The sequence below is a fragment of the Pseudomonas sp. RA_105y_Pfl2_P56 genome, from assembly GCF_963970845.1.
Lineage (GTDB): Bacteria > Pseudomonadota > Gammaproteobacteria > Pseudomonadales > Pseudomonadaceae > Aquipseudomonas > Aquipseudomonas baetica_A.
The window spans coordinates 1-16,691 of record NZ_CAXAPL010000027.1 but is presented as its reverse complement, the minus strand read 5'-3'; the positions used below and the strand labels follow the sequence as shown (position 1 = coordinate 16,691).

At 59.1% G+C, this 16,691-nt stretch carries 11 protein-coding genes; 3 read left to right on the top strand and 8 right to left on the bottom strand.

Annotated features, from left to right (window positions below; genetic code table 11):
• Positions 1 to 46 precede the first annotated feature (46 nt).
• Together AACY11_RS18475 and AACY11_RS18470 are read right to left on the bottom strand one after the other, a co-directional pair.
• Entirely contained in the window at positions 47 to 2,824 is a 2,778-nt protein-coding gene (locus AACY11_RS18475; RefSeq protein WP_339495482.1) for an RHS repeat domain-containing protein, read from the bottom strand.
• 146 nt (positions 2,825 to 2,970) lie between these two features.
• Complete coding sequence (locus AACY11_RS18470) at positions 2,971 to 4,305, bottom strand: hypothetical protein (protein WP_339431583.1); 1,335 nt, start codon at positions 4,303 to 4,305, stop codon at positions 2,971 to 2,973.
• On the opposite strand from AACY11_RS18470, the gene AACY11_RS18465 reads away from it, so the two are divergent.
• A complete protein-coding gene (locus AACY11_RS18465; protein WP_339495481.1) occupies positions 4,304 to 4,654 on the top strand; it encodes a hypothetical protein in 351 nt (116 codons plus the stop codon). The two genes, AACY11_RS18470 and AACY11_RS18465, sit on opposite strands and share 2 nt — an antisense overlap.
• A 146-nt stretch (positions 4,655 to 4,800) precedes the next feature.
• Complete coding sequence (locus AACY11_RS18460; RefSeq protein ID WP_339431585.1) at positions 4,801 to 5,427, top strand: class I SAM-dependent methyltransferase; 627 nt, start codon at positions 4,801 to 4,803, stop codon at positions 5,425 to 5,427.
• Between the two features lies 1 nt (position 5,428).
• On the opposite strand, the gene AACY11_RS18455 is transcribed toward AACY11_RS18460, so the two are convergent.
• The 4 genes from AACY11_RS18455 to AACY11_RS18440 form a co-directional block, all read right to left on the bottom strand.
• Positions 5,429 to 7,681 carry a glycoside hydrolase gene (locus AACY11_RS18455; RefSeq protein ID WP_339495480.1) on the bottom strand — a complete coding sequence of 751 codons (2,253 nt, stop codon included), beginning with the start codon at positions 7,679 to 7,681 and terminating at the stop codon, positions 5,429 to 5,431.
• An 89-nt stretch (positions 7,682 to 7,770) separates the two neighbouring features.
• On the bottom strand, positions 7,771 to 10,836 hold the full coding sequence (locus tag AACY11_RS18450; RefSeq protein WP_339495479.1) for an efflux RND transporter permease subunit: 3,066 nt from the start codon (positions 10,834 to 10,836) through the stop codon (positions 7,771 to 7,773).
• Complete coding sequence (locus AACY11_RS18445) at positions 10,833 to 11,897, bottom strand: efflux RND transporter periplasmic adaptor subunit (protein WP_339463951.1); 1,065 nt, start codon at positions 11,895 to 11,897, stop codon at positions 10,833 to 10,835. Before AACY11_RS18445 ends, AACY11_RS18450 begins: the two co-directional genes overlap by 4 nt.
• The gene (locus AACY11_RS18440; RefSeq protein WP_339431589.1) at positions 11,894 to 12,997 is read right to left on the bottom strand and encodes an efflux RND transporter periplasmic adaptor subunit; all 1,104 of its coding nucleotides are present in this window, start codon (positions 12,995 to 12,997) and stop codon (positions 11,894 to 11,896) included. The genes AACY11_RS18445 and AACY11_RS18440 overlap by 4 nt, the downstream gene beginning before the upstream one ends.
• A 153-nt stretch (positions 12,998 to 13,150) precedes the next feature.
• Between AACY11_RS18440 and AACY11_RS18435 the strand changes: the two genes are divergently transcribed.
• Complete coding sequence (locus AACY11_RS18435) at positions 13,151 to 14,311, top strand: AAA family ATPase (RefSeq protein ID WP_339431590.1); 1,161 nt, start codon at positions 13,151 to 13,153, stop codon at positions 14,309 to 14,311.
• 395 nt (positions 14,312 to 14,706) lie between these two features.
• Here the strand turns inward: AACY11_RS18435 and AACY11_RS18430 are convergent, their stop codons facing one another.
• Together AACY11_RS18430 and AACY11_RS18425 are read right to left on the bottom strand one after the other, a co-directional pair.
• Positions 14,707 to 15,504, bottom strand: a complete 798-nt coding sequence (locus AACY11_RS18430; protein ID WP_339431591.1) for a MetQ/NlpA family ABC transporter substrate-binding protein — start codon at positions 15,502 to 15,504, stop codon at positions 14,707 to 14,709.
• Positions 15,505 to 15,672: 168 nt separating this feature from the next.
• Positions 15,673 to 16,545, bottom strand: a complete 873-nt coding sequence (locus AACY11_RS18425; protein ID WP_339495499.1) for a sigma 54-interacting transcriptional regulator — start codon at positions 16,543 to 16,545, stop codon at positions 15,673 to 15,675.
• Positions 16,546 to 16,691: the final 146 nt, after the last annotated feature.

Genomic DNA, 16,691 nt, shown 5'->3' with positions numbered 1-16,691 from the left:
TCAACCTTTTGTTGGAGTGTAGCTATCGAGTCACCCGCATCGAATTTCAACCATAAAGCAAATTGTTGAATAAATTGTTGTCTTCCTGCCTGGATCGATACAGATCACTCATACTTTTTGCTGCGTAAACAAGACTATCCGCGTTATTAGCCGCCATTTCCGCACGCAGATGAGGAGCCTGATTAAACATTTCAATCGACGTTTCAAGATCCAATATATCCGGCATCCCCATATAGTTACCAACCGAGGTAATGAAATCACGATGAGACGCCGGGTACTGTTGTGAAAAAACAAGATTCAAACCGCCGTGCATGATGGCTTCGGACAGACCTCGAGCAGGCAAATCATATTGCATCACTGGGTAATTCAAAAGCTCCGGCGAATTAGAGTTCAGGTAGAAATTATCTAACGCACCAGGCCCGACCGCGCTAACCCGGCTAACCCTGTTCAAGTGCATTAATTCATGCCCCAATACCAGACCTGAGTTGCCATTAACTCTGTCTAGATTAATAGCAATACGCCCATAAAAATCGCCAGGTCTGACCTCTGCAGTTGAGTGCCTCGCTGTTCCTGGGACCGCTATAAAACCTAAAAACTTTCCTCTCGCCGCTGGCCTACCGTAGGCATTTGCCAGTTCCCTTCCACGCGTCCAAATTCCCGGAAGCCTGTTTTCTACCGCGCTGTATTGCGGACCAAAGTAACTCTGCAAGATTCCTGAGGTTTCTGCGTACCCTTGCGTTAACACATAAGTTGCCTCTGCGAAAACCTTCTCCACTTCAGACAACTGCGAGCTTATTACAGACGCTTGGTCCATAGGAAACGCATCAAGTCCTCGTGCAGCAATCAGTTTCTCCGAGCCGATGAGTGCTGTTTCCACAAAATCATCTTTACCTTCGTAAAAAAACCTGCCATCCACGTCTTTCCTAGCGACAGGATTATTTGCAACAAAACAGAAAATGTTCAAGCCATTGATTTCTCCAGCTGGATCCGGACTAATCCAGCGCTGCAACCATGGCGCGTAATACCGATGTCCATAGTAATAGAGCCCGGTCGCATCCCTCTCCTTGCCCGAATAACGAATGGTTTTGTCATTCGCCACCCCTGCACTTTTACCCGCCCAGCACGCCGTACCGCCAAAGGGATAATAGTGTTCCTGCGTTAGCACAGTCGCTTGCTCATTCAGTTCCAATGTGCTGGAACCGAGATGATCGCTGAGGCTGTACCTCTGTTGGTCGACGTAATTACCTTCGGGCCAGTGCAACACTCGAACGCTGCAAGGTCCGGCTTCGACGCGGACGACATGGCGTACTTCGCCACTGGCCTGTCGATGGATTTCCAGGCCAGGGAGATAACGGATTTCACTGTGCAAAGTCCGGCGATTGGATTGGCTGAAAATTGCCTTGCGCAACCGATGGCCTGGTCGGTCATAGGCATACGACTCATAGTCGTCAGCTTCGCCCTCGCGTTTGACCAACGTCACCTGACTCAACTGATTGCGGATGTCCCAGAGCATAGCCTGTCCGCGTTGCAGCTCCAGTTGATTGCCGCAGGCATCAAAGCCCAGCGTTATTTGTGGCTCTCCCGGCAAAGTACCGTCATCCCGTTGCCCCAAACCTCGATTGCTGTGCGCGGAGGTGAACATCGAAAACCCCGGCGCACCACTGTGGTGTCGGGTGATCAGGTTGCCCGCCGTGTCATAGTCGAATGTCTGGGTGTAGTTGCGCCGTTGATTAGGGTCCAGCGGTGTGGGCAGCAGATCCGGTAACGCCGGGCCATGGCTCGGCTGACTGACTTCCCAGCCCTTGGCCTCAACCAGTTGATACAGGCTGTCGTAGCGATAACGGCTGATCGGCTCGATGCGCTGGTGATTGAAGTACGTGACGGCCTGGGTTTTATCTTCCAGGCTGACGATGTTGCCCACCGGGTCGTAGCCGTAATGCAAATTCTGCAATGGAGGTTGCTCGCCAAGACCGGCGATCAGGCTGAGCAACCGGCCGTCATCAGGGCTGTATTCCGCGCGGCTGACGACGCCGTTTCCGGCGGTCTCACGTTCGATCTGTTCTTGAGCGTTGTATTGGATATCACTGAACAGACACTGCGACGGCTTACCTTCACCGGCCAGTAGAAGCCAGGTCGCGGAGGGTTTGCCCGATACGTTGTAATGAACGGTTTGGGTATTGCCCATGGCATCGATCTGGCGCTGCAGTTCGCCCGTCGGGTAGAAAGCGTGACGGGTTATGTACGACTTTTCTTCAAGATACTCGTCACGAACGTCGGGATCGGTGGGCCAGTCAGGCAGGTCGAGCACTGTCAGAAAGCGCCGGGATTCGGCCAGCTCGGCACCGGTCAGACCGTAGTCGTTGATGATGCGGTTACCGGCCGGATCGTCATGGCGGATCAGGCGACCGCACTGGTTGTGCTGCTCGAACGCATCGCTGGCAGCGGCATAGGTCAATCGCTCGACCACACGAGATGGCTCGCCACGGGCCTGCTCCTTCAGTGCCACCGGACGCTGCTGTTCGTCGAATTCGGTGTGACGCTGGCTACCTCGTGCATCCCAGAACGAACAGGTCAAACCCGCCTGGTTCAGCAAACTCAACTGCCAACCCGCATCGACACTGTCCGTCAGCAAGGCCTGACCGCTCAGCCCATAAGCCGTGGCCAGATTCGGTTTCGGTGCCGTTCCCCACAATCGCGGGTCCCACGACGCCACCTGACGTCCAGCCGCATCGAACATTTGCCGAGTGATGCGCGGGTCGATGTCGGGCTGGTCCGGATGTCGGCAATAGCCGACGCGGCGGATCACCTGCGAGCGAGAGTCCATGACAGACAGCGTCGGCGTGGCAGTGTCGTGGTGAACAATCATGGTCGGCGGCGTCCGTCATACACATGGGTGAAGACTGAACGCTTTTGACTCGCGCCGATACTGTAAGAACTAACAGGTGCAGAGTCGGCGCCGCCCAATTCAACTCAAAGATCCTCGATCAGGCTGTCGAGCCATGCATATTCAGTTTTGCTTCGATGCAACTCTTGCATGCTTTTTGTCGCGCAGATAATGCTGTCAGCATTATTGGCGGCCATGTGCGCGCGCATCTGCGGGTTTGCATTGAAGAGATCAACGGCCGTCTGAAGATCCGGAACGTCGCGCATTCCCAGGTAATGGCTGACCCCCGACAGGAACTCACTGTGGTCGTTCATAAAGACATTCAAATATTCGGCTGTCAGTCCACCGCGCATGATGACCTCGGAAACACCGCGCTCTGGAACGTCGTAAACGGTTAGCGGTTCCGACGTCAGAAAACCACGCGCCTCGACGCCCAGGTAGAAATAATCCGACGCGTTGGGTCCGATGGCCGCGAACCGATCGATTCTGTTGGTGTGCAACATTTCATGGCCCAGCGTCAGGCTCAACGCCCCGGCACGCAGGTATTTGCGATTGATGAACACCCGGCCATGGAAATCACCTTTGTACATCCAGGCCAAGTGATTGCCGGCAGTATCAACCCCCAGGAATTTATCGTCCCCCCAAAACCCTTGATACTCTTTGGAAACTGCCAATCCTCGCGAGACGCACTCAGAGAATCGCGGCGAAACGGTTTGGTGGTCGGTCCCAAAGTAGCTTTCGTAGACGGCATCGGCTTCCTGGTATTTCAGCGCGATTGCCCGACTGGCATCAGAGAACGTGCTTTGGACCACTCGCAACTCCGAGCGGATAATGGCTGCCTGCTCCGCAGGAAATTGCCGCAACCCACGCGCCACCAGAGTGGTGCCCGCGTCGAGTCCGAGCTCAAACACGTCATCCTTGCCGGTATGAATGCGGTCGCGTTCCAGTTTCCAGGTTTTGCTTTGCGGCTCGAAAAACAGTACCGGTCCCGAGGGCTCCAGTTCAGACAACAGGGTCGCTCGATACTCTCCGCTCGTCCGGTCTCGCCTGACCTGGGCGATCTTGCCGGGCGCGATATCGACGTACAGCCGCCCCTTGACCACCCTGAAGCCTTGAGCATTGGCCTCAGCCAGTTTCTCCGGAGGTTTCAACAGATAGTGTTCAAGTGTTTTAACCTCGGGGCGAATAGGCAAAATCCCGGCAGACAGCAACGGGGTAATCGTAACGGCCGGGACTGCAGGAACCGACGCGCCAGGGTCGCGGGCAACCTCCATGTGTGCTTGCTCCGCATCAGGGCGAAAATTCTTTATCGCAGGCCCATCTCCGTCCAGCGGATTGCCGGGTCTTCTGCGGGGTGAATCTACGTCTGCCGGGCTACGGATGGTCGACGAGGTAGTAGCGGGTTTGCGAACAATGCTCATGAAAAAATCCTTTTTTCTAAGTGAATCTCCCCTTAAAAAAAACCGGGCAGACATCGCGACAGTCGTCTATCGCGCAGGCGTCATTACATCCCGAAGCGGACAACGCGGTGCGGTACATATGTATTGCACAGACGTTGGGGTTTTATGCTTTGCCGTGAGTAGCGATTCACACCGAAAAGGAAAAATTTCGCACAGGAAAATCAGAGAACCTACAGGCCTGTTCCCTTTCCTTTGTCATCTGAAAGGCGCGGACCGGGCCAGGGTTTTTTCGGTCTGGCATTTGCTGAAGATGGCCAAGACGATGGTGGATCGTTCGATTGATTGTCTGGGGATGAAACCTTCTGGCTGAAGTACTTTGTCGCCAGTAAAACCGCTTTCGCGGGCAGGCTCGCACAGTCGGAATGCGTGCTCCTGTGTGTGGCGATGAGTTGCGCAGCAGCCCCCAGCCTGATGGCGTATATTCGCCAAACCTCCATCGCCCCACGCAGCCCAGCCATGAAGCAGACGCCCTCCGACCTTCAACAGATCACCGCCACCACCCTCGGCCACTACAACTCGGTGGCCGAAGACTTTCGCGAAGGCACGCGCGATCACGATGTCAGCCAGAACATTGATGCGCTGTTGCGGCACATTCAGGGTGCCGCGCCGTTCACCATTCTTGATTTCGGCTGCGGCCCAGGGCGGGATTTGCAGACGTTCACACGTTTGGGCCACGTCGCGGTCGGCCTCGACGGCTCGCAGGAGTTTGCGCGCATGGCCCGCGAGGACAGCGGTTGCGAGGTCTTGCAGCAGGACTTTTTGAAACTCGATCTGCCTTCAGAGCGCTTCGACGGTGTTTTCGCCAACGCCGTGCTCTTTCATGTGCCCTTGCAGGAGTTGCCACGGGTATTGCAGCAGTTGCGCAACGCACTGAAACCCGGTGGCGTGCTGTTCAGCTCCAATCCACGCGGGGATAACAGCGAGGGCTGGAACGGGCCGCGGTATGGCGCGTATCACGACCTTGAGGCGTGGCGCCGGTTGCTTACCACGGCCGGGTTCGTCGAACTGGAACATTACTTCCGCCCGGCCGGGCTGCCACGCGAGCAACAACCCTGGCTGGCCAGCGTCTGGCGCAAGGCCTGAGTCAGGGAGCAGCCTGCACCCGGTAGTGGCTGACGGCGCCGTCGGGCGTCAACACCGTGATGCTCTCGCCGGGCAAGGTCTGCCCCTGCACTTCACGCGATGCCTGATCAAAATTGGCCAGCAGTCGAGTGCCGTCTTCAAATGAAGTCTGCTGCACCTGCCGATCCTCGCTCAGCCATTGGAAACCGGTGAGTGCCTGAGTGGCCAGCCGCTCATGCAGCGGGCGGAAAAACGCATCCTGCCGCGCAATCAAAGGTAAGCGCTGCGCCAGCGTCGCCGCACTCAGGTGATACAGCGGCGGCACGTTGTAGAGCAACTGCGTGAGTTCGTTTTCTACCCGTACGTTGCTCAGCTTCAGGCTGTCGAACAACCAGTGATGCGTGGTGATGACCGAGCCGTGAAACACCGCTTGGTACAGCGGCAAACGGCTGGCCGGATCAAAGTGAATGCGTCGATACGGCGCTTTAATCGGCACCGGTTTGAAGAACACCGCCGGTTGCTCGGGTGGATACCATTGGCCCGTGAAGTATTCGGAGTCGCGGTTCTTGCTCATGTCGACATCACCCCATCCGATCACGGGCGTCTGCATACCATGGGCGAACAACACGCCCTGCGCCGTCGTCGCGTTGCCGTCCTCGGAACCGCTGGGCAGTTGCAGCGTTTCATTGATCCAGCGTGATGCCTGGACGTTACCTTCAGCGTTTTGCGCCTGGGTCATCGTCGAGCCCGGCCGATAGCTGTCGAACACCATGCCCGTGGCATAGGCGTCGAGGAACCAGCTGTTGAAACCAGCGGCAGCGCTGACCGCTTTGACTCGCTGCTCCAGCAACGGGCGCACGCAACGAGGATCGGTGTAATGGCCCGACTGCTGAAAGCCGGTTTTCGGCTCACCGCTTTGCAGCACGATGGCGCAGTCCACGTTGGCTTTGTCCCCCAGGTGCGCCGTCGTCCAGTCCGGGTTCTCGTCACGGCTCAGCGCCGTCTCGTAGGAGTCGTACGGTGCCATCAGATACCCCGCCGCCACGCCAGCGCGAACCGCCTCAGGATGCCAGAGTCCACCCTCCCAGCCTTCGCCGAGCCCCAGCCACAGGCGTGTCAGCCCGGCACTCTGCAAGCCTTTGATGGTATCGAGCGACAAGGTACTGCCCCAACGCTTAGGATCGTCCGTCAAGGCGTCAACAAACTCAGTGGCCAACTGCGCACGCAGCGCAGCGTACCCGTCGACCAGCGCTTGCATGTCGGGCTGCGCGCGGGCCTGCCAGGTTTTGCGCGCCTGCGTGGCCAGCGCACGGTTGAGACCGCGCAACAGGACGGTTTGCGGGTAGCGGTTGACCACCGTTTGGGTGGCGAGCAGTTGCAATGCCTCACGATCCATCCCGGCGCGCAGCGCGCTGGCGAGCTCGCCCTGGCCGCGTAACTGGCCGAGCAGTGCCGGCCAGTCGCGCACATCCTTTGACCCCAGCAGATCATTGCCCCACAGGTAGACATGACTGGCACCCAACAACTTGCTGGCCTGCGGGGTTTTCTCAAGTTTGCTGTTCAGGGTTTCGTAGCGCCCGTTATCGATCAGCCATTGCCGGTAGCGCTTGGCCCCCGCCAACGGCTCGGCCGCGCCCAGGTACAGGCTGAAGGTCAGCGGCGTTGAAGGGGCGAGTGCAGTGAATTGGTGCCGCGCCGCCAACGCCAGCGTGTCGCCGTCAGCGCTGAACAGCAGTTGATTGTTGTAGGGGTTGGTCAGCAACCAGTTGAGGCTGAACCCATCATGCTCAACGCCCCACAGCGGCAGGCTCAGGTCCTGGGTCGTGTTGAATTCGCCCTGCCCCAGCAAAAACTGTCGCCACACCGGATCAGCCCGGGGCACGTAATGTCCTTCGGCCAGTGGCCAGATCAGGCCTTTGCCCATGGCGCTGCCGGGTTGGCGCAGGAACTCCAGTTCGGCGGGGTCGCGCGCGGTGATCGAGAAGGACAGGTCACGCTGATCGAGTTCTACGCTGAGCGACCAGGCGCCATCGTCCCATTGCCAATCGAGGCGATTGCCGCGTCTGACCAGTTGGCTGACCTTGTGCGCTTGCCCCCCCGATGATGCCTGCACGGTCGCGCTGTTGGCCGGGGTGACCCGTAACGCGAGCGTCGCGGGGTCGATCTGCACCTGCCACAGCGAGTTTTCCAACAGCGTTTCGGCCAGCGATGAGGGCGACAGGCACAGGCCGGCCATCAACAGCAGTTGGCGCAGCCAGCAAGCGACAGTCGACATCGGGTGTCCTCCTCCAAATGGAGGAGGGACGGTAACGCAATAAATCATGGTTGTAAGTCAGACCGTTCCCAAAGGTGTAACAGGCGCCCTCAACGGGCCGATGTTGAAGCGTCTTCCTTCGGCTCGCGAATCTTGTACCAGGCCACATACAGCGCCGGCAGGAACAGCAGCGTCAGCAGCGTCGCCACCACGATCCCGCCGATCATCGCGTACGCCATCGGCCCCCAGAACACTTCCCGGGCGATCGGGATCATGCCCATGCTCGCCGCCGCCGCAGTCAGCAGAATGGGCCGGCGTCGATGCTCGGTCGCCTCCACCACCGCATCCCACGGCGCATAGCCTTTGCTCTCGTACTCATCGATTTGCGTCACGAGGATCACCGAGTTACGGATGATGATGCCGATCAGCGCGAGAATCCCGAGGATCGCCACGAAGCCCATCGGCGTACCGGTCGGCACCAGCGCCAGCACCACGCCGATCAGCCCAAGCGGCGCGACACTGGCCACCAGAAACATCTTCTGCACGCTGTGCAACTGGATCATCAGGAAAGTCGCCATCAGGAACAGCATCAGCGGCAGAACCTTGGCTATCGGCCCCTGAGCTTTGCCGCTTTCTTCGACCGTACCGCCGGTGGCGACCTTGTAGCCCACCGGCAGTTTGTCGGCGAAGGCATCAATCGACGGTTTGAGCAGTTTCACCAGATCGGTCGGCTGGATTTCGTCGCGCACCGACGCCTTGATGGTGATGGTCGGCAAGCGGTCGCGACGCCACACCAGCGGTTGTTCCAGCTCATAACGCACCGTGGCGAATGCCAGCAATGGAATCGACGCGCCGTTGGGCGTGACGATCTGCAGGTTCTGCAGGGTTTCTGGCGTGCCCCGCTCGGAGTCCACCGCACGACCGACGACGTTGATCAGGTAGATATCATCATCGACCTGGGTCAATGGCGAGCCGCTGACGATGCTGTTCATCACGTTCGCCACGTCTTCGGACGACAGCCCGAGTTGGCGGGCCTTGTCCTGGGCGATGTCGATGCGCAGGACTTTGCCCGGCTCGTTCCAGTCATAGATGATCTCGCCGATGTGCGCGTTCTTGTCCAGTTCGGTGGCCAGGTCGATGGCGTGCTTGCGCACCTGATCGATGTCTTTGCCGCTGACCCGGTACTGGATCGGACGCCCGACCGGCGGGCCCATTTCCAGTGCCTGGACATAACTGCCGATGCCGACGAAATCTTTGCGCAAGCGCTCACGCAAGCGTTGACTCAAGGCCTCGCGTGATTCGAAATTTTTGCTGACGATCACCAGTTGTGCGTAGTACGGGTTTTGCAATTGCTGATCGAGCGGCAGATAGAAGCGGATCGCACCCTGACCGATATAAGTGCTCCAGCGCACGATGTCCGGATCACCCTTGAGGGTTTCTTCCAGTTTGTCGACGACCTTGCGGGTCTCGTTGATCGAGGCGTTCTGCGGCAGGTTCAAGTCGACCAGAATTTCCGGTCGATCCGAGGAGGGAAAGAACTGGTTCTGCACAAACCGCATGCAGAACACCGACAGCGCGAACAACAGCACGGTGATGCCGATCGCCCACCAGCGGTTGCGCATGCACCACAGCAGACCACCGTTGAAGGCCCGCCCGATACGCCCGGGCTCGGCCTCATGGGGTTTCACATTGGCGCTGAGAATGTGGACACCGATGACCGGCGCAAACAACACCGCCACCACCCACGACACCAGCATCGCCACCGCAATCACCGCAAACAGGGTGAAGGTGTATTCACCGGCCGAACTGGCGTTGAGACCGATCGGCACGAACCCGGCCACGGTCACCAGCGTACCGGTGAGCATCGGGAAAGCCGTCGAGGTATAGGCGAACGTGGCGGCCTGCTCCTTGGTCTCGCCCATCTCCAGGCGCGTGACCATCATCTCCACGGTGATCATCGCATCGTCCACCAGCAGGCCGAGGGCAATGATCAGTGCGCCAAGGGAGATCCGCTGCATGGTGATGCCGCTGTATTCCATGAACACAAACACCATCGCCAGCACCAGCGGAATCGAGCACGCCACCACCAGACCGGCGCGCACGCCGAGGCTGACGAAGCTCACGACCAAAACGATGATCACCGCTTCGAACAAAGCGCTGGTGAAACCGCCGACCGCCTCTTCCACCACCACGGCCTGATCGGACACGGAGTGAACGCCGACACCGACCGGCAAGTCTGCCGTGAGCTGATCGATGCGCTCGTGCAGGGCCTTGCCGAAGGCCTGAACGTTGCCGCCCTTCTGCATGGCAATGGCCAGCCCGATGGCCGGCTTGCCGTTGAAGCGGAACTCGGGCGTGGCCGGGTCGACGTAACCGCGACTGATGTCGGCGATGTCGGCCAGACGGTAGAAGCGGTCATTGAGCTTGAGATTCACCTCGGCCAGGTCTTTCTCCGAGGCGAACTGCCCCGAGGTCCGCACGGAAATCCGCTCCGGCCCGGCTTCGATCACCCCTGCCGGGGTCACCGCGTTTTGCGATTGCAGGCTTTGCACAACCTGACGCTGATCGATGCCCAGCGCCGCCAGTTTGCGCGTGGAGAAGTTCAGGTAGATCACTTCATCCTGCTGACCGACCATCTCGATCTTGCCCAGCCCCGGCACATCACGGATCTCCGCCCGGGCCTGTTCCACGTAGTCGCGCAACTGGCGCATCGTCAGGCCGTCGGTGGTAAACGCATACACCGAGCCGTAGACATCACCGAACTCATCGTTGAAACCAGGCCCTTGAATCCCTTTGGGAAACTGGCCGCGAATATCGTCGACTTTCTTGCGCACCTGGTACCAGATTTGCGGAATGTCCTTGGCACTGGTGGTGTCGCGCAGGTACACGTAGACCGTTGATTCACCCGGCCGCGTGTAGCTTTTCACGTAGTCGAGGGAGTCGAGTTCTTCGAGTTTTTTCTCGATGCGGTCGGTGACCTGCTTGAGGGTTTCCTCTTGGGTCGCGCCCGGCCATTTGGTCTGGATCACCATGGTCTTGATGGTGAACGAAGGGTCTTCTTCACGCCCCAGATTGAAGTACGAGAACACCCCCATGAGTAATCCGACGAACATCAGATACCAGACGAAAGACTGATGCTTGATGGCCCATTCGGAGAGGTTGAAAGAGCCTTTCATTGACTGTCCTCGTCAAGATTCACGGATTGTCCGGGTTTGAGGCTGTTGACGCCGGCGCTGACCACCTGCTCACCATTCTTCACACCGCCAGCCAGCACCACGGTGCCGTCGGTGCGACTGATCACGCGAACGTCGCGAGGGCTGACGGTTTTGCTTTGGGTGTCGATCACCCAGACGCGCGATTGGCCATCGACGTCCTGTATCGCCGTGGCGGGCAATTCGATGCGTGGTTTGATCGCCGAGCTGAGGGTCACGCTGATCGCCGTGCCGAGACGCAAACCGCTCGGGGTATCGGCCAGGGTCAAGCGTGCGCGGCGGGTGCGCGTAGCGCTTTGTGCCTGAGGCTCGATTTCGCGCAGGGTCGCTGTGGCGTTGATGCTCGGGTCGAGTTGCGCAGCGACCAGAAACACCACGTCGCGGGGGATCTGATCGACCAGGGTGTCGGGCAGGTCGATCACCGCTTCCTTGATATCGGGCTGCGCCAGGGTCACCACTTGCTGGCCGGCCGTCACCACTTGCCCGGCCTCGGCGTTCCACGCGGTGACCACGGCTTTGTGATCGGCGCGTAACTGGGTGTAGCCAAGTTGATCCTTGCTCTGATTGACCGCCGCCTGCGCCTGCTCCAGCGAAGCCTGGGTGGTTTTCAGATCCGTATTGGCGATGTCCAGTTGCGCTTGCGCACCGACCCCGCGATCAAACAGTGCTTGCTGACGCCTGGCGTTGGCCTGAGCGTTGATCAATTGCGCCCGGACCTGCGCCAGATCGCCCTGGGCTGAACGCAATTGGTTCTGCTGGTCGGAGGGGTCGAGGGTGGCGAGCAGCGTGCCCTTTTCAACCTCGGCGCCGACATCGACGTTACGGCTGGCGATGCGCCCGCCCACGCGAAAACCGGTGTTGCTCTCGTAACGCGCCTGAATGCTGCCGGCAAAACGCCCAAGGGTCTCCTCGTTCAGCGCTTGAACCCTGACCGACAGCACCGGACGCACCGGCTCCGGCGGCGGCTCGCTTTTCGAGCACGCGGCCAACAACACCGCCATGAACAACAGCCCCAGACGTTTCATGGCTGTGCTCCCGGTTGCAGATCCTTGTAAGTGTTTTCGGCAATCTCGACTTTGATGCCCGGATGCAACAACTGCCCACCGGCCACAATGACCTTCTCGCCGCCCTTGAGGCCGTCGCTGATGATGACTTTGCCGGTCAGGTATCGGCCGACCGTGACCGTGTGCAATTGCGCTTCACCTTGGTCGTCGACCATCCACACCGCCGGTTCACTGACTTTTTTCGTCAGCGCCGACCACGGCAGTTCCACCGCCGACGTGCCACTGCCCTTGGCAGTAGCGCTGACCACCGAACCGAGTTGCATGCCCGGCGGCAGGCTGTCGAGGGTCACTTTGACCTGCACCGTGCCGGACTGCGCCGACACCGCCGGCGTAATTTCGCGCACGGTGCCGGTGGTTTTGATCGCCGGGTTATCCAGCAGGCTGACCACAATCGAACGATCCGAAGGGCGCTCGGCCAGTAGCGACTCGTACACGTTGAACACCGCATCACGAGCACCGTCGCGGGCCAGCGTGAAGATCGGCGCAGTCGCCTGAACCACCTGGCCGACTTCGGCCTGACGCTCGGTGATGATGCCCGGTGCATCGGCAATCAATGAGGTGTAGCTGAGTTGATCTTTGGCATTGGCCAATTGCGCCTGCGCGGCGCTCAACGCACTTTGGCTACTGCGCAATGCTGCCTGCGCGGAATCGTATTCGCTCTGGCTGGTGTAACCCTTGGGCAACAGTTTCTGCTGACGCACGAACGCGGCCGCGGTCTGCTTGACCCGCGCCTGTTCGGCGGTCACTTGCGCCTGGGCGGAGTCGACATTGGTCTGCAAATCCTTGGGATCGAGTTTGGCCAACACTTGTCTGGCGCTGACGCGGTCACCGACATCGACCATGCGCTGGATGATCTTGCCACCGACCCGGAACGACAACTCGGTCTGCACCCGCGCCTGCACGTCACCGGTCAGGGTCACGGCGGCGGCGTATTCGGCGGGTTTCACCACTTGCACAAAGACCCGTGGCAAGTAGTCCTCAGGCGCTTCTTTCTTGCCGCAAGCGGTCAACAACGTGAACAGGCCCAGCATGACTGCTGTTTTCAATCCGGGACTCGCCATGCAGACTCCTTCCTGTGTACGAACGTGCAAGTGACGATACGACTGTGAGCTTAGAACAGGGTTCCGCGTCTGTATGCCCGATCCCTATACTCCCTGCGGTCGTTCACGGGGGCATTCCCACGCCGAGCGCCGGAACGATCAATGAGGAGCCCCATGCTCAAGACCCTCGCGGTGGCCAATTACCGCTCAATCAATAAATTGGTGATCCCGCTGGGCCGTCTGAACCTGATCACTGGCCCCAACGGCAGCGGCAAATCCAATCTCTATCGGGCCTTGCGCCTGTTGGCGGAGACCGCTCAGGGTGGCGTGGTCAACGCACTGGCCCGCGAAGGCGGACTGGACTCAACCTTCTGGGCCGGACCGGAAACCATCAGCCGGCGCATGCGCAACGGCGAAGTGGCGATCGAGCCGACGGTGCGCCAGGGCGTGAAGCGTCTGCGCCTGGGCTTTGCCGGGGAGGATTTCAGTTATTCGATTGCCCTCGGCTTGCCTGCGCCGACCCACTCCTGTTTCTCGCTTGATCCAGAAATCAAAAAGGAATGCATCTGGGCCGGGCCACTGTATCGCCCGGCCAGCCTGCTGGTGGATCGCGACGGCCCGATGATCCGCGCCCGCGACGGCCGCCGCTGGGACGTGCTGGCGCAACACACACCGAACTTCGACAGCCTGTTCGATCAGGTCGGCAACTTGCGCAGCTCACCGGAAGTGTTCCAGATGCGCGAATTCATTCGGCGCTGGCGCTTTTATGACCACTTTCGCAGCGATGCCGACGCCCCGGCGCGCCAGCCACAACTGGGCACGCGCACGCCGGTGTTGCATCACGATGGCCGGGATCTGGCGGCGGCGTTGCAGACCATCGTCGAAATCGGTGATCCCGAAGCGCTGCGCACCGCCATCAGCGATGCGTTTCCCGGCGCACGGCTCGACATCGCTCCGTTGGCGGGAGGACGTTTCGCCATCGAGTTTTATCAGGAAGGGTTGTTGCGACCGCTGTCGGCGGCGGAGTTGTCGGACGGAACGTTGCGCTATCTGCTGCTGGTCGCGGCATTGCTGACACCGCGACCGCCGTCACTGATGGTGCTCAACGAACCGGAAACCAGCCTGCACCCGGATCTGTTACCGGCGTTGGCACGCTTGATTATCCGCGCCTCTGAGCAGTCTCAGGTATGGGTGGTGTCCCATGCGCGGCGGTTGATATCAGCGTTGCAGCAAGACCCGGAGTGCAACTGCATCGTGCTGGAAAAGACGCTGGGCCAGACCGGGATTGTCGGGCAGCGAGTGCTGGATGAGCCGGCGTGGAATTGGCCTGACTGATGCTGATCCCCACGCGAACGGTTTTACTTGTTGGCGGAGAACAAATAACAAGGCTATTTTTCCTTTTGCTGTAGGAAGGATCTTTTTTTCAAAAAAGGCCTCCAAGGACGAACAGCTTTTGGCCAGACTCCCCCGGCCCAACCATCACAAGGAAGAGAATATGGCTGACTTAAAAGTGCCGCAGCGCCTGGATCCGCAGGACATCGTGAAATTGCTGGTGGCGTTGCGAAGGGCATTGAAGGCCCAGGCGGTCTGAGATCACGGTCAACAGCAACCTCACCCAGCCCTCTCTCGGTGGGCGAGGAAACTGAGCACACACAAAAACGCCGATGACTATTTCCAGCCATCGGCGTTTTCATATCCAAACCCTGGAAAGGGTTTGCCGAATCGTCAAATCAGAACGCCGGCAGTACCGCGCCGTTGTACTTCTTCTCGATGAACGCTTTGACTTGCGGGCTGGTCAGGGCAGCGGCCAGTTTCTTGATGGCGTCGCTGTTCTTGTTGTCCTCACGGGCCACCAGGAAGTTCACGTAAGGCGAGTCGGCGCCTTCGATCACCAGGGCGTCCTTGGTCGGGTTCAACTTGGCTTCCAACGCGTAGTTGGTATTGATCATGTCCAGATCAACTTCGTTCAGAACGCGCGGCAGCATGGCCGACTCCAGTTCCTTGAACTTGAAGTTATGCGGGTTCTTGGCGATGTCTTTTGGGGTCGCCAGGGCGTTTTTCGGGTCTTTCAGTTCGATCAGGCCAGCCTTCTGCAGCAGGATCAGCGCACGGCCGCTGTTGCTGCCTTCGTTCGGGATGGCGATGGTCGCGCCGTCAGGCAGTTCAGCCAGGGTTTTGTATTTACTCGAGTAGCCACCGAACGGTTCAACGTGAACACCTTGCACGGTTACCAGGTACTTGGACTTGTCGTCCTTGTATTTGCCGGCGTTGAAGCTGTCCAGATAAGGCTTGGTCTGGAAGTAGTTGGCGTCCAGGCGCTTCTCGCCCACTTGCACGTTCGGCTGCACGTAGTCGGTGAAGACTTTGATTTCCAGATCCACGCCTTCTTTGGCGAGGGTCGGTTTGATCAGCTCAAGAATTTCAGCGTGTGGGACCGGCGTCGCCGCCACCACCAGTTTCTCGCCGGCCTGGGCCAGGGAAGCCGTCAGCGCAGCCGCCAATGCGGTAAACAACAGAACCTTTTTCATGCAGTGTCCTTATCGAAAATCACGGTCGTCATCGACGACGGCATCTAATAGCGGTGCCAGTGAAGGGCTATCGCTGGCGTGAAGCGGACAATACCGGGATTTTTTATTCCCGGACAATAACGTTTATTCAGCTTCATATTCCATTTTGTTCATACAGAGTTACACGGCTCAAAGCCTCTCACTCAGGCTAATCAGCCACTCTTTCAATGCCTTGCGCTCGGCCACGCTGCCGCCAATGTCGATGTGCGTCACCAGCCGTTCGATCTGAAGCTGCGGCCCAGACGCCTCAGGCAGGTTCAGGTGCTGCGGCAAAATCTCGTCGCCGGTGCTCACCAGCAAGGCAAAGTGAATGACGTTTTCCAACTCGCGGGTGTTGCCCGGCCAATTGTGTTGCTCAAGTACATGCTGCGCCGCTGCGCTGATCAACGGCACCGGCAGACCCAGTCGCTGGCTATAAATGCCGAGAAAATATTCAGCCAGCGGCAGAATGTCGCCAATGCGTTCGCGCAGCGCCGGCAATGCCAACGGCCCCTCGCTGAGGTAGTGATAGAGCCGTTCGTGGAATTTCCCGGCGTCCACCGCTTGCGCCAGATCGATGCTGGTCGCGGCCACCAGACGCACATCCACCGAGCCTGACTGATGCGCACCGACGCGGGTGACTTCGTGGGTTTCCAGCGCGGCAAGCAATTTGATCTGGATCGGCAGCGGCAAGTCGCCGATTTCATCGAGGTACAAGGTGCCGCCATTGGCCGAACCGAACCAGCCTGCGCGACTGCTGGCCGAACCGCTGTAACTGCCGGCAGCGTAGCCGAACAGTTCAGCATCGGCGTAGGTCGGGCTGATCGCGCCGCAATTGACCGACACGAACAAGCCGCTGCGATCACTGGCGCGGTGGATGTGCCGGGCAAGCAACTCCTTGCCCGTTCCGGTCTCACCGCGAATCAATACTGAAATCGAACGCGAAGCCAGTTGCTCCAACTCTTCTCGCAACTGCCGCGAGCGCGGATCGACGAACACCAACGCCTTGGCGCGAATGCTCAGGGGGCTTTTTTCCGCATCGTGTCTCGTCCTGAATAAGGTTTACACCTTCTGGCTTCTTATCAGGAGGGTGCAATGGATACGGGCGCAAAACGTAGTCAGCGCGATTACACGCTGACTTTTAAATTGTCAGTTGTCGACCAAGTAGA